Source organism: Staphylococcus sp. T93 (assembly GCF_016743875.1).
Taxonomy (GTDB): Bacteria; Bacillota; Bacilli; order Staphylococcales; family Staphylococcaceae; genus Staphylococcus; species Staphylococcus aureus.
Genome location: NZ_CP068247.1, coordinates 2,395,639 through 2,410,713 on the forward strand (window position 1 = coordinate 2,395,639; position 15,075 = coordinate 2,410,713).

General features: G+C 34.4%; 11 protein-coding genes. 7 read left to right on the forward strand and 4 right to left on the reverse strand.

The window, feature by feature from the left end:
* Genes JG553_RS11725 through JG553_RS11735 form a run of 3 tightly spaced genes read left to right on the forward strand, consistent with a single transcriptional unit; the run spans nucleotide 1 to nucleotide 3,165 of the window.
* A complete protein-coding gene (locus JG553_RS11725; RefSeq protein ID WP_000153466.1) occupies nucleotides 1-1,077 on the forward strand; it encodes a Gfo/Idh/MocA family protein in 1,077 nt (358 codons plus the stop codon).
* Between the two features lie 24 nt (nucleotides 1,078-1,101).
* On the forward strand, nucleotides 1,102-2,142 hold the full coding sequence (locus tag JG553_RS11730) for a Gfo/Idh/MocA family protein (RefSeq protein WP_000163809.1): 1,041 nt from the start codon (nucleotides 1,102-1,104) through the stop codon (nucleotides 2,140-2,142).
* 54 nt (nucleotides 2,143-2,196) lie between these two features.
* Entirely contained in the window at nucleotides 2,197-3,165 is a 969-nt protein-coding gene (locus JG553_RS11735) for a sugar phosphate isomerase/epimerase family protein (protein WP_000690419.1), read from the forward strand.
* A 360-nt stretch (nucleotides 3,166-3,525) separates the two neighbouring features.
* On the opposite strand, the gene JG553_RS11740 is transcribed toward JG553_RS11735, so the two are convergent.
* Nucleotides 3,526-4,020, reverse strand: a complete 495-nt coding sequence (locus JG553_RS11740) for an isoprenylcysteine carboxyl methyltransferase family protein (protein ID WP_000603755.1) — start codon at nucleotides 4,018-4,020, stop codon at nucleotides 3,526-3,528.
* Between the two features lie 232 nt (nucleotides 4,021-4,252).
* On the opposite strand from JG553_RS11740, the gene uhpT reads away from it, so the two are divergent.
* On the forward strand, nucleotides 4,253-5,632 hold the full coding sequence (gene uhpT, locus JG553_RS11745) for a hexose-6-phosphate:phosphate antiporter (RefSeq protein WP_001008722.1): 1,380 nt from the start codon (nucleotides 4,253-4,255) through the stop codon (nucleotides 5,630-5,632).
* Between the two features lie 358 nt (nucleotides 5,633-5,990).
* Here the strand turns inward: uhpT and JG553_RS11750 are convergent, their stop codons facing one another.
* The 3 genes from JG553_RS11750 to JG553_RS11760 are packed head-to-tail and all read right to left on the reverse strand — an operon-like array spanning nucleotide 5,991 to nucleotide 9,263.
* On the reverse strand, nucleotides 5,991-6,749 hold the full coding sequence (locus JG553_RS11750) for a response regulator transcription factor (protein ID WP_000477521.1): 759 nt from the start codon (nucleotides 6,747-6,749) through the stop codon (nucleotides 5,991-5,993).
* The gene (locus JG553_RS11755) at nucleotides 6,742-8,298 is read right to left on the reverse strand and encodes a sensor histidine kinase (protein ID WP_000127982.1); all 1,557 of its coding nucleotides are present in this window, start codon (nucleotides 8,296-8,298) and stop codon (nucleotides 6,742-6,744) included. Before JG553_RS11755 ends, JG553_RS11750 begins: the two co-directional genes overlap by 8 nt.
* Nucleotides 8,295-9,263 carry an ABC transporter substrate-binding protein gene (locus tag JG553_RS11760; protein ID WP_000837105.1) on the reverse strand — a complete coding sequence of 323 codons (969 nt, stop codon included), beginning with the start codon at nucleotides 9,261-9,263 and terminating at the stop codon, nucleotides 8,295-8,297. Before JG553_RS11760 ends, JG553_RS11755 begins: the two co-directional genes overlap by 4 nt.
* 587 nt (nucleotides 9,264-9,850) lie before the next feature.
* On the opposite strand from JG553_RS11760, the gene pflB reads away from it, so the two are divergent.
* The 3 genes from pflB to JG553_RS11775 all read left to right on the forward strand — a co-directional run bounded on the left by pflB (nucleotide 9,851) and on the right by JG553_RS11775 (nucleotide 14,977).
* Nucleotides 9,851-12,100 (forward strand): formate C-acetyltransferase, encoded by a 2,250-nt coding sequence (gene pflB, locus JG553_RS11765; protein ID WP_000894660.1) that lies wholly within the window; start codon nucleotides 9,851-9,853, stop codon nucleotides 12,098-12,100.
* A 22-nt stretch (nucleotides 12,101-12,122) separates the two neighbouring features.
* A complete protein-coding gene (gene pflA, locus JG553_RS11770) occupies nucleotides 12,123-12,878 on the forward strand; it encodes a pyruvate formate-lyase-activating protein (RefSeq protein ID WP_000911657.1) in 756 nt (251 codons plus the stop codon).
* A 335-nt stretch (nucleotides 12,879-13,213) separates the two neighbouring features.
* Entirely contained in the window at nucleotides 13,214-14,977 is a 1,764-nt protein-coding gene (locus JG553_RS11775) for a glycerophosphoryl diester phosphodiesterase membrane domain-containing protein (RefSeq protein ID WP_000822608.1), read from the forward strand.
* The last annotated feature ends 98 nt before the right edge of the window (nucleotides 14,978-15,075 follow it).

The window sequence follows — 15,075 nt, forward strand, 5'->3', positions numbered from 1 at the left end:
ATGACGATTAAAGTTGGAATCATTGGGTGTGGTGGTATTGCGAATGGCAAGCACATGCCAAGTTTACAAAAAGTTGAAAATGTTGAAATGATCGCATTTTGTGACGTAGACATTTCGAAAGCAGCGAGTGCGGCAGAAGCATACGGAACTGACAATGCAAAGGTTTATGATGATTACAAAGCATTGTTAAAAGATGACACGATTGATGTTATCCATGTTTGTACGCCAAATGACTCGCATTGTGAAATTACTGTAGCAGGGTTGCATGCTGGTAAACATGTGATGTGTGAAAAACCAATGGCTAAAACGACAGCAGAAGCTCAAAAAATGATAGATACAGCTAAATCAACAGGTAAAAAATTAACAATAGGTTATCAAAATCGTTTCCGAGCAGATAGTCAATTTTTACATCAAGCAGCGCAACGTGGCGACTTAGGAGACATTTACTTCGGAAAGGCACATGCCATTCGTCGTCGAGCAGTACCAACATGGGGTGTCTTTCTAGACGAAGAAGCTCAAGGTGGAGGACCATTAATCGATATCGGTACACACGCTTTAGATTTAACGTTATGGATGATGGATAATTATGAACCAGAATCAGTGATGGGTTCAACATTCCATAAATTAAATAAACAGCATCATGCGGCAAACGCTTGGGGTTCATGGAATCCAGATGAATTTACAGTTGAAGATTCTGCGTTTGGATTTATTAAAATGAAGAATGGAGCGACGATCATTTTAGAATCCGCTTGGGCGATTAATTCTTTAGAAGTGGATGAGGCAAAATGTTCATTATCAGGAACTAAAGCAGGTGCTGATATGAAAGATGGTCTACGTATTCATGGTGAAGACATGGGTACACTTTATACCAAACACGTTGAATTGGAAAACAAAGGCGTCGACTTTTATGAAGGTAATGAAGTGGATGAAGCTGAAGAAGAAGCAAAAGCTTGGATTGATGCAGTTGTAAATGATACTGAACCAGTTGTGAAACCGGAACAAGCAATGGTAGTTACAAAAATTCTTGAAGCGATTTATCAGTCTGCAAAATCAGGCAAAGCAATTTACTTTGAATAACATCATACGGTAAGGAGGCACATCATGACAAAATTAAAAGTTGGTGTGATAGGTGTTGGTGGTATTGCACAAGACCGTCATATTCCAGCATTGCTGAAACTCAAAGACACAGTCTCATTAGTTGCAGTACAAGATATTAATACAGTGCAGATGATTGATGTTGCGAAGCGCTTTAATATACCTCATGCAGTTGAGACACCTAGCGAGCTGTTTAAACTTGTTGATGCGGTGGTCATTTGTACACCTAATAAATTCCATGCTGATCTTTCTATAGAAGCATTGAACCATGGTGTCCATGTATTGTGTGAAAAGCCAATGGCGATGACGACGGAAGAGTGTGATCGCATGATTGAAGCGGCTAATAAAAATCACAAATTATTAACTGTCGCATATCATTATCGTCACACAGATGTGGCAATTACTGCTAAAAAAGCAATTGAATCAGGTGTGGTTGGTAAACCTTTAGTAGCACGTGTACAAGCGATGCGTAGGCGTAAAGTGCCTGGCTGGGGTGTTTTTACCAATAAAGCGTTGCAAGGTGGCGGTAGTTTAATCGATTATGGTTGCCACTTGTTAGACTTATCTTTGTGGCTACTAGGTAAAGATATGGTGCCGCATGAAGTGCTAGGAAAAACATATAATCAATTGAGCAAACAACCGAATCAAATTAATGATTGGGGAACATTTGATCATACTAAATTTGATGTCGATGATCATGTTACTAGTTATATGACATTTGCCAATCGAGCAAGCATGCAGTTTGAATGTTCGTGGTCTGCAAATATCAAAGAAGATAAGGTTCACGTTAGTTTATCAGGAGAAGATGGCGGTATCAATTTATTTCCATTTGAAATATATGAGCCCCGCTTTGGAACTATTTTTGAAAGCAAAGCTAATGTTGAGCATAACGAAGACATTGCTGGTGAGAGACAGGCGCGTAACTTTGTCAATGCGTGTTTAGGGATAGAAGAGATTGTGGTGAAACCGGAAGAAGCACGCAATGTAAATGCCCTTATAGAAGCGATTTATCGTAGCGATCTTGATAACAAGAGCATACAACTTTAATGATTATCATATATGATACAAAATTCTCAATATAAAAAGAAGGAGTGCTTTTCAATGAAAATAGGTGTATTTTCAGTATTATTTTACGATAAAAATTTTGAAGATATGTTAGATTATGTCTCAGAATCTGGATTGGATATGATTGAAGTTGGAACAGGTGGTAACCCAGGAGATAAATTTTGTAAGTTAGATGAGTTGTTAGAAAATGAAGACAAGCGCCAAGCATTTATGAAGTCAATCACAGACAGAGGCTTACAAATAAGTGGTTTCAGTTGTCATAACAATCCAATTTCTCCAGATCCGATAGAAGCGAAAGAAGCCGATGAAACGTTACGTAAAACAATCCGTTTAGCAAATCTATTAGACGTGCCAGTTGTTAATACATTTTCTGGCATTGCAGGATCAGATGATACCGCTAAAAAGCCTAATTGGCCTGTTACACCTTGGCCAACAGCCTACTCTGAAATTTATGATTATCAGTGGAATGAAAAGTTGATACCATATTGGCAAGATTTAGCTGAGTTTGCAAAAGAGCAAGATGTAAAAATTGCCATAGAGTTGCATGCAGGATTTTTAGTGCATACACCATATACAATGTTGAAGTTACGTGAGGCTACAAATGAATATATCGGTGCTAACTTAGATCCTAGTCATCTATGGTGGCAAGGTATTGACCCAATTGCTGCGATTCGCATATTAGGCCAAGCAAATGCAATTCATCACTTCCATGCTAAAGATACGTATATTAATCAAGAAAATGTAAATATGTATGGTCTAACTGATATGCAACCATATGGTAACGTTGCGACAAGAGCATGGACATTCCGTACAGTTGGTTATGGACATAGTCCATATGTATGGGCAGATATCATAAGTCAACTTATTATTAATGGATATGATTATGTATTAAGTATTGAACATGAAGATCCTATTATGTCAGTAGAAGAAGGTTTCCAAAAAGCTTGTCAAACTTTGAAATCTGTTAATATTTACGACAAGCCAGCAGACATGTGGTGGGCATAATACGAACTCGAGGTTAGTCTGAAGTTTGTCTGAAGTAAGACTGGTGGCAGTGTTGAATAAATGCATATGTCGCCAAGCCATTGCCAAAAATTTCACACCTTAAATCAAGTCATTGTTTGTAAAGAAGGTGTACTTTATATAAGTATATAGCGATGGTCATACCCATTCACAGTAACAATCCTCACCATTGAAAAGAGTATATAACCTTTTCAATAGTGAGGTATATGATAATAAAAAAAGCCTGTTGTCACAATGGTCATAGACACGACATACTTTAAAGGTTTCTGAATATAATATTTCAGAATGCACTTTAAAGATGGACGTCGATGTAGACTAAAGTGATGACAGGCTTTCATCTTTTTAAATATTCATTAATTTCTCTTCTTGTTTAATACGTACATATAAGAAATACGCATACGGTACTAATAAAATAGTTGTATATGTTGCGTGTGTTAATAATAATACACCGATTAATTCAGGAATGATGTTTAAGAAGTAATTTGGGTGTTTTGTAATTTTATATAATCCAGATTTAATAATAGGATGGTTAGGTAAAATGAATAATTTTAATGTCCAAATACCACCTAAAGTTTTAATAACCATAAATAACATGATATAAGCAAAGATTAATATAACTAAGCCAATACCATTTGCAAAGCTAAATGTATCTTTATTAATAAATGCCTCTACACCAGCCAATACATAAATTAAAACGTGTGTTATTGCTAAAAACTTCGAATTTTTAACGCCATATTCAACTGCACCGTCTGCTTTTAATTGTTTTGAGTGATTAATAGATATCTTTAAGCTGACAAGTCTGATACAGAAAAAGATAAGTAATATAGATAGAATCATGATGTCCTCCGTCATTATGTCATATGTATAAGCGTTGATTTTGACAACATAAAGTATTTTATAGATAAAGCTTGTCAAATACTATTAACTATTTATTAATTTTAGTACATAAATATGTTTCTAAGTATGTGTTTATGTTCAGTATTTTGGATAATTTAATAATTTTAAGGATATTAAGCGCTTACACCGACGTGATATATTTGGCTTAACGAAAATGATTGAGGTGACAGAGATGAACTTTTTTGATATCCATAAGATTCCGAACAAAGGCATTCCATTATCGGTACAACGTAAATTATGGCTTAGAAACTTCATGCAAGCTTTCTTCGTAGTGTTCTTTGTTTATATGGCTATGTATTTAATTCGAAACAACTTTAAGGCGGCACAACCGTTTTTAAAAGAGGAAATTGGATTATCTACATTAGAACTTGGTTATATCGGATTAGCATTTAGTATCACGTACGGTTTAGGAAAAACATTACTTGGATATTTTGTCGATGGACGTAACACAAAACGTATTATCTCGTTCTTACTTATCTTATCTGCGATTACAGTTTTAATTATGGGATTTGTTTTAAGTTACTTTGGTTCTGTAATGGGATTATTAATTGTACTTTGGGGACTTAACGGGGTGTTCCAATCAGTTGGTGGACCTGCAAGTTATTCAACGATTTCAAGATGGGCGCCAAGAACGAAACGTGGCCGATACTTAGGATTCTGGAATACATCACATAATATCGGTGGTGCCATAGCAGGTGGTGTTGCACTTTGGGGTGCTAATGTATTCTTCCATGGAAATGTTATAGGGATGTTCATTTTCCCATCGGTGATTGCATTACTTATTGGTATCGCAACATTATTTATCGGAAAAGATGATCCGGAAGAATTAGGATGGAATCGTGCTGAAGAAATTTGGGAAGAGCCGGTCGATAAAGAAAATATTGATTCTCAAGGTATGACGAAATGGGAGATCTTTAAAAAATATATCCTGGGAAATCCTGTTATATGGATTCTATGTGTTTCAAACGTCTTTGTATACATTGTACGAATCGGTATTGATAACTGGGCACCGTTATATGTGTCAGAGCATTTACACTTTAGTAAAGGCGATGCAGTTAATACGATATTCTACTTTGAAATTGGTGCATTAGTTGCAAGTTTATTATGGGGCTACGTATCAGACTTATTAAAAGGTCGTCGTGCAATTGTAGCTATTGGCTGTATGTTTATGATTACATTTGTTGTCTTATTCTACACAAATGCTACAAGTGTCATGATGGTTAACATTTCATTGTTTGCATTAGGTGCGTTAATCTTTGGTCCGCAATTATTAATTGGTGTATCATTGACTGGTTTTGTTCCTAAAAATGCCATCAGTGTAGCAAACGGAATGACAGGTTCATTCGCGTATCTATTCGGTGACTCAATGGCGAAAGTTGGTTTGGCGGCTATTGCTGATCCAACACGTAACGGTTTAAACATCTTTGGATATACATTAAGTGGATGGACAGATGTTTTCATCGTCTTCTATGTTGCATTATTCCTAGGCATGATTCTATTAGGAATCGTTGCTTTCTATGAAGAAAAGAAAATTAGAAGTTTAAAAATTTAATATAAATCGGATTAAAAGTATCGCCAATCTATTGCAATATAGTTGGCAATCCTGCCCCGACGGCATGTGCGTGAAGAGATGAAAGATACTGCTTCTACCCTTGCAAATATATCATCTCTATGTCTCGGGGCAGATCATAATTCCCTGTTATGAAGTATCCTTATTTGCCCGACTTAGGGTGACTCAATGAATTTACTCCTTACAATAAAGACATATAGCGGTGTCAATATTGTAGGGAGTATTGTTTTATATTTAAACTCTCTAAAAAGCGGACTGAAAGAAAAGTGAAAACTTCTCTATCAGTCCGCTTTTTCATAGAACAAAATGGAGGCGCCATAATCATTAGTTATGTGCTAATCTATTTTGCTTGCTTACAATAATCACTTGGCGACATTTGTAAATATTTTTTAAAATGATAGCTAAACATTTTATACTCTGAAAAGCCTACTTTGTCTGCAATTTCATAGTGTTTGTAATGTCGATCTAACAATTGCAGAGATTGTAAAATACGATAGCGATTTAAATAATCGACAATTGTAATACCAACATGATCTTTAAATGTTCGCATCGCATACGATTCACTAACATCGATATGTTGAATTAAATCTGAAACAGTCACTTTCGTTTGATAAGATTGCTTAATTTGATCCACAATCTGGTTTACATAATAATCATCGTATTCTACTTTTAATAGTGGTTGGAAGGCATCATGACAAGATGCTAAGCTACGGCCGTTCTGTGATTGTTGCTCTAATAAGGTACGGACAAGTCTTCCTAAAATAACTTCTAATTGTGCATGGTCTACTGGTTTTAATAAATAATCAAGAACATGATGTTGAATGCCGGCTTTCATATATTCAAAGTCATCGTAACTCGATAATATGATGACATTACAATCTAGATGCGCAATATCATTGAGTAAATCGACGCCATTTTTACGTGGCATACGAATATCAGTAATTACTAATTCTGGCTGATGTTGTTGAATTAGTGATAATGCTTCAACACCATCTTTAGCAGTGTATATTGTATTGAAATGATAGTCTCCCCAAGGAATGATTTGCTTTAATCCTTCTCGAATAATTCGTTCATCATCACAAATAACTACCTTAAACATCTACATTCCCCCTTGAAAGTGGTATTTTATAACAAATTAACGTACCTTGATTACGCTTTGAAAAAATATGGAGTCGTGCATGTGAACCATATTGAATCATTGCTTTATTGTGTAAATGATTTAATCCCAAATGCTTAGTATCAAATACATCATTATTAAGAGATTGGCGTACATATTGCAGGCGAGATGACGACATCCCGATACCATTGTCGCAAACTAAAACATGTAAATTCTGACGTGCCAATGTCAGGCGTATAGTAATGTCCAATGACTCAGTATCTCTACCATGTTTAATAGCATTTTCTATGAGTGGCTGAAGCATCATTTTACCAATTGTCTGGTGACGCGCTTCTTCAGAACTTTCAATATGGAGCTTAATCATGTCATCAAAACGGATGTTTTGTATTGCAACATACTGTTCAATGTAGTTCAACTCTTCGTTTAATTCCACTGTATGTGAGTTTGTACGTAATGAGTAACGTAACATTTGCGATAATTGTTGGACCACAGTTTGTGCTAATTTCGGAGATAACGTAATTAAATATTGTATTGTTTGCATCGTATTGAATAGGAAATGAGGCTGGAATTGGCGTTCTATTTCCTTTAACTGAATATCACGCAAGCGACGTTCTGTATGCTCGATAGAATGGATCAGTTGCTCATTTGATTCAAATAAATCGTAAATATAATTATTAATTTCTTCTAGTTCACTGTTGTTTTTTAAAGGCGTATATGTACCTAGATGACGATTTTTGGCATAGTAAATTTTTTGAATAATCGTTTCGATATCTTTTGTTTGTCGTTTAGCCATATTATCTGCGCTAATGAAACCAAATATTACTAGTAAAACAAGAACTACGGCCATAACAATTAACAACGTGATACCATCTTCAATGTTTTCATGTATATCTTTATAAATAATGAGACGATGGTCAGCATGGTTTAATTTTACAGATTCATTCATAAATCCGAATTGTTGTGGTCTATACTTTTCACCTATAGTAAAACGGTCATCGTTGGCGTATAAAATATTGTCATATTGATCAACGATAAGTGCGAATTGTCGGTTATCTTTCTTAATTTCACTTAAACGTGGGGTGTTAGCCATATAAATTTTAAGCATATATGTACTATTTTTGAATTTAAGCTGATGCGTTGAAAATAAATACATATTTTTAGTGTTTAAATGTTCATAATTATTGGTTATAAACTGATTTGGTCCAGATAATTCATAATAAAGTGTTGCGGGCTGTTGGTGTATTAATTTTAATAATTCACGTTTTGTAGCGGTCACATCATGATGATTTGTTAAATCGAGCTCTTGAAACGAATTATTATGCTGTGTAATAAATGTCTGAATCTGCTTTTCAGTATGATGTAAAGATGACTGACTTTCATCAACATGTTGATGAATCGTACGATGCTCAATCCAAATATAGATGGCATAGAAGCTTACTAGTCCAATAATAATGACTAAAAATACTGGAAAAATAGTAGACGCAAATAACGATCGTCTTAATTGATGTCTATAAGGTTTGTATGCCGTCATTGAATCATCTCCAAAAATTTATGATGTGGAATATCCGGTAATTTAGATTTCGGTATTAAAGGTATGTTCTTAAGATTTTCGATAGACTGATCGCTTTGTTCACTAACATCCTTTCGAATTGACTTGGCATCGAACTCTGCAACTAATCGTTGTTGTACTGAGCGGCTTGTTAAATATTGCACTAACTTTTTACGCTTAGGATGAGGGTGTGCATTTTTAACTAAAGCAATACCATCAACATTTAACATTGTTCCTTCAATTGGATAAACGATTGATACAGGATAACCTTTGTTTTTCCATGTGCGTGCATCTTGTTCGTAGCTTAGACCTGCGTAATATTTACCTTTTGCAACATCTTCAATGACTTTAGACGTCTTTGACAGTTGCATCGCATGGTTTTGGAATTGATGCACATCACTTACTCGATGATGCATGCTATAAATAGCACGCATATGTTGATAGCCTGTCGTTGTTGTATTTGGATTTGAGTACGCAATTTTACCTTTAAGTATAGGTTGTAATAAATCTTGATAACCTCGAATCTTAATATCTCCTTGTAAATCTGAATTCACTACTATAACTGTTGGCATTAATAGAAAACTAGTAACATATTTATTGTTCGAGCGATAATCCTCTAATTGCTGTGTTACAGATGTATCTTGATAGGGAACAAAATCTTCTGGATGATCAATTGTTTCTGACAACACACCACCCATAAAGACATCACCACGCTCCGAAAAATCTTCGTTATGCAAGTTTGAAAGCAGTACTTGAGTAGATCCGTGTTTAATTTCAATTTTGACATGCTCTTGTTTTTCAAATTCATTTAAAATTGGACGAATCAAGTTTGATTGATACGGAGAATAAACTGTTAATACATTTTTATCGGATTCAGAGTGACGCGTATTAGCGCATGCTGATAAAAAAATGAGAAATAATAGCAAGATATAAATTTTTGATTTCATGATATCCCATCAATTCTATGTATATTTTAATACAATAATTTTAGCAATAAATGACGCATAAGTAATGTTAAATATTTAGAAATGTTTATAGATGACTTGTTAAGACGTTGCAAATGTTGTGATAGCACAAAATTTTTGTTTGTCAAGACGATTTACCGAGGCTGTAAAATCAAACTGTTATATTTTATTTGTAGCTGTTATATAAAAATCGGCAAGATATTGAACGGTTCAAAAGTGAATTTTTACGTCAATAAAAGTATTTAATCCAGTCTCTTCATATATAAAAGTAAATCTTTCTAAGTGTTGATTTAACGCTTATCAACAATCATTTTTTATAAACAAATATATACTCCTAAATTAACTTTTAAAGCAATGAAAATAGTGAACATTATAACTGTTGTGTAACAGAATGCAATTAGCATATTACTGTTACACAAATTAGTACAGTTTCTATGTTTTGACATACATTTGATGAAAATTGTACATAATTTATGTGAAAAAAATCACAACAAACATGCTACAATGACTATGAAAACGTTAACATAGCATTTCAAATTCACAACATTATACAGATGGAGGCGTTTAGTATGTTAGAAACAAATAAAAATCATGCAACAGCTTGGCAAGGATTTAAAAATGGAAGATGGAACAGACACGTAGATGTAAGAGAGTTTATCCAATTAAACTACACTCTTTATGAAGGTAATGATTCATTTTTAGCAGGACCAACAGAAGCAACTTCTAAACTTTGGGAACAAGTAATGCAGTTATCGAAAGAAGAACGTGAACGTGGCGGCATGTGGGATATGGACACGAAAGTAGCTTCAACAATCACATCTCATGATGCTGGTTATTTAGACAAAGATTTAGAAACAATTGTAGGTGTACAAACTGAAAAGCCATTCAAACGTTCAATGCAACCATTCGGTGGTATTCGTATGGCGAAAGCAGCTTGTGAAGCTTACGGTTACGAATTAGACGAAGAAACTGAAAAAATCTTTACAGATTATCGTAAAACACATAACCAAGGTGTATTCGATGCATATTCTAGAGAAATGTTGAACTGCCGTAAAGCAGGTGTAATCACTGGTTTACCTGATGCATACGGACGTGGACGTATTATCGGTGACTATCGTCGTGTAGCTTTATATGGTGTAGATTTCTTAATGGAAGAAAAAATGCACGACTTCAACACGATGTCTACAGAAATGTCAGAAGATGTAATTCGTTTACGTGAAGAATTATCAGAACAATATCGTGCATTAAAAGAATTAAAAGAACTTGGACAAAAATATGGTTTCGATTTAAGCCGTCCAGCAGAAAACTTCAAAGAAGCAGTTCAATGGTTATACTTAGCATACCTTGCTGCAATTAAAGAACAAAACGGTGCAGCAATGAGTTTAGGTCGTACATCAACATTCTTAGATATCTATGCTGAACGTGACCTTAAAGCAGGCGTTATTACTGAAAGCGAAGTTCAAGAAATTATTGACCACTTCATCATGAAATTACGTATTGTTAAATTTGCTCGTACACCTGATTACAATGAATTATTCTCTGGAGACCCAACTTGGGTAACTGAATCTATCGGTGGTGTAGGTATTGACGGACGTCCACTTGTTACGAAAAACTCATTCCGTTTCTTACACTCATTAGATAACTTAGGTCCAGCTCCAGAACCAAACTTAACAGTATTATGGTCAGTACGTTTACCTGACAACTTCAAAACATACTGTGCAAAAATGAGTATTAAAACAAGTTCTATCCAATATGAAAATGATGACATTATGCGTGAAAGCTATGGCGATGACTATGGTATCGCATGTTGTGTATCAGCGATGACAATTGGTAAACAAATGCAATTCTTCGGTGCACGTGCGAACTTAGCTAAAACATTACTTTACGCTATCAATGGTGGTAAAGATGAAAAATCTGGTGCACAAGTTGGTCCAAACTTCGAAGGTATTAACAGCGAAGTATTAGAATATGACGAAGTATTCAAGAAATTTGATCAAATGATGGATTGGCTAGCAGGTGTTTACATTAACTCATTAAATGTTATTCACTACATGCACGATAAATACAGCTATGAACGTATTGAAATGGCATTACATGATACAGAAATTGTACGTACAATGGCAACAGGTATCGCTGGTTTATCAGTAGCAGCTGACTCATTATCTGCAATTAAATATGCACAAGTTAAACCAATTCGTAACGAAGAAGGTCTTGTAGTAGACTTTGAAATCGAAGGCGACTTCCCTAAATACGGTAACAATGACGACCGTGTAGATGATATTGCAGTTGATTTAGTAGAACGCTTCATGACTAAATTACGTAGTCATAAAACATATCGTGATTCAGAACATACAATGAGTGTATTAACAATTACTTCAAACGTTGTATACGGTAAGAAAACTGGTAACACACCAGACGGACGTAAAGCTGGCGAACCATTTGCTCCAGGTGCAAACCCAATGCATGGCCGTGACCAAAAAGGTGCATTATCTTCATTAAGTTCTGTAGCTAAGATCCCTTACGATTGCTGTAAAGATGGTATTTCAAATACATTCAGTATCGTACCAAAATCATTAGGTAAAGAACCAGAAGATCAAAACCGTAACTTAACTAGTATGTTAGATGGTTACGCAATGCAATGTGGTCACCACTTAAATATTAACGTATTTAACCGTGAAACATTAATAGATGCAATGGAACATCCAGAAGAATATCCACAGTTAACAATCCGTGTATCTGGTTACGCTGTTAACTTCATTAAATTAACACGTGAACAACAATTAGATGTAATTTCTCGTACATTCCATGAAAGTATGTAACAAAATTTAAGGTGGGAGCACTATGCTTAAGGGACACTTACATTCTGTCGAAAGTTTAGGTACTGTCGATGGACCGGGATTAAGATATATATTATTTACACAAGGATGCTTACTTAGATGCTTGTATTGCCACAATCCAGATACTTGGAAAATTAGTGAGCCATCAAGAGAAGTCACAGTTGATGAAATGGTGAATGAAATATTACCATACAAACCATACTTTGATGCATCGGGTGGCGGTGTAACAGTCAGTGGTGGCGAACCATTGTTACAAATGCCATTCTTAGAAAAATTATTTGCAGAATTAAAAGAAAATGGTGTGCACACTTGCTTAGACACATCGGCTGGATGTGCTAATGATACAAAAGCATTTCAAAGGCATTTTGAAGAATTACAAAAACATACAGACTTGATATTATTAGATATAAAACATATTGATAATGACAAACATATTAGATTGACAGGAAAGCCTAATACACACATCCTTAACTTCGCGCGCAAACTGTCAGATATGAAACAACCTGTATGGATTCGACATGTCCTTGTGCCTGGTTATTCTGATGATAAAGACGATTTAATTAAACTAGGGGAATTTATTAATTCTCTTGATAACGTCGAAAAGTTTGAAATTCTGCCATATCATCAGTTAGGTGTTCATAAGTGGAAAACATTGGGCATTGCATATGAATTAGAAGATGTCGAAGCGCCCGATGATGAAGCTGTTAAAGCAGCCTACCGTTATGTTAACTTCAAAGGGAAAATTCCCGTTGAATTATAAATACAATTCAGACCGAAAAGAAAGCATATGCAACTTCAAGAGTGAAGGGGCATATGCTTCTTTTTCAATTGAGTATTGAGTATTAGCAAGACGTAGTAAGTATATGAGACAACTTCTACAATGGTTGAAGGAAGACGTTTTTGTAAGTAGCTATGCTGATAAAGAATGTGATGTCTTGTTAAAGGTGGGGTTCCAATATCATCATTTAGCTGATGTTGAATGGGTTATTATTTGCTACTTGCATATGAATATGAGTCTTTTCAAATTTTTATTGACCCTGAGTAATGAAAAATATTAAGATGAAACTTAATATTAAAGCAATGCGGAGCGTGATTATGAAGAGAATTAGTAAAGATATATGGGCAGTATTTAAATTACTGTATCAAAATAAAGGGCGTTTTAGCATTAATGCCTTACTATTGCAGTTAATCATGATTTTTATTAGTAGTACATACTTAATTTTACTATTTAATATGATGTTAAAAGTAGCTGGGCAAAGCCAACTTACGATTAACAATTGGACGGAAATCGTTAGTCATCCCGCCAGTGTGATACTTCTTATTATATTCATATTAAGTGTTGCCTTTCTGATTTATGTAGAGTTTTCATTGTTAGTTTATATGGTTTATGCCGGCTTTGATCGACAGATTATTACATTTAAATCCATTTTTAAAAATGCCTTTGTAAATGTGCGTAAACTCATAGGTGTACCAGTTATTTTCTTTGTCATTTATTTAATGTTAATGATACCCATTGCCAACCTAGGACTAAGTTCAGTATTAACAAAAAATATTTACATACCTAAATTTTTAACGGAAGAACTTATGAAAACGACGAAAGGTATAATCATTTACGGTACCTTTATGATTGCTGTATTTATATTAAATTTTAAATTAATATTTACTCTACCGTTAACGATTTTAAACCGCCAGTCGTTATTTAAAAATATGAGACTAAGTTGGCAAATTACGAAGCGAAATAAGTTTCGGCTTGTTATAGAAATAGTTATATTAGAACTCATCATTGGTGCGATTTTAACATTAATTATTTCAGGAGCAACATATCTTGCTATTTGTGTAGATGAAGAAGGAGATAAGTTTTTAGTCTCATCAATTTTATTTGTTGTATTGAAAAGCGCATTGTTCTTCTATTATTTATTTACGAAATTATCATTAATCAGTGTGTTAGTACTGCACTTAAAACAAGAGAATGTATTAGACCAACCGGGCTTAGAATTTAAATATCCAAAACCGAAACGGAAGTCTAGGTTCTTTATAATTTCAATGGTGCTTGCAGTGACATGTTTTATCGGTTATAACATGTACTTACTTTACAATAATACTATCAATACAAATATCTCCATTATTGGCCATCGTGGTTTCGAAGATAAAGGTGTTGAAAATTCTATTCCGTCATTGAAAGCTGCTGCAAAAGCGAATGTCGAATACGTTGAGTTAGATACAATTATGACGAAAGATAAACAATTTGTTGTTAGTCATGATAACAATTTGAAACGTTTAACAGGTGTTAATAAAAATATTTCTGAATCTAATTTCAAAGATATCGTCGGTTTGAAAATGCGTCAAAATGGACATGAAGCAAAATTTGTATCCTTAGACGAATTTATTGAAACGGCTAAACAATCAAATGTGAAGCTACTAGTAGAGTTAAAGCCACATGGTAAAGAACCAGCAGATTATACACAACGTGTTATTGATATTTTGAAAAAGCATGGTGTTGAACATCAATATCGTGTGATGTCTTTGGATTATGATGTGATGACTAAGTTGAAAAAAGAAGCGCCATATCTCAAGTGTGGTTATATCATTCCGTTGCAGTTTGGTCATTTTAAAGAAACATCATTAGATTTCTTTGTCATCGAAGATTTTTCTTATTCGCCAAGACTTGTTAATCAAGCGCACTTGGAAAATAAAGAAGTCTATACTTGGACTATTAACGGCGAAGAAGATTTAACGAAATACTTACAAACCAATGTTGATGGTATTATCACAGATGACCCAGCATTAGCTGATCAGATTAAAGAAGAAAAGAAAGACGAAACATACTTCGATCGTTCTATAAGAATTTTGTTTGAATAATATAAACAAAGACCTCTAAAGTTATCAAGATGATACCTTCAGAGGTCTTTTTAATGTTGCCATCTATGGGATAGGCAATCGTTTCATTCGTTTATATT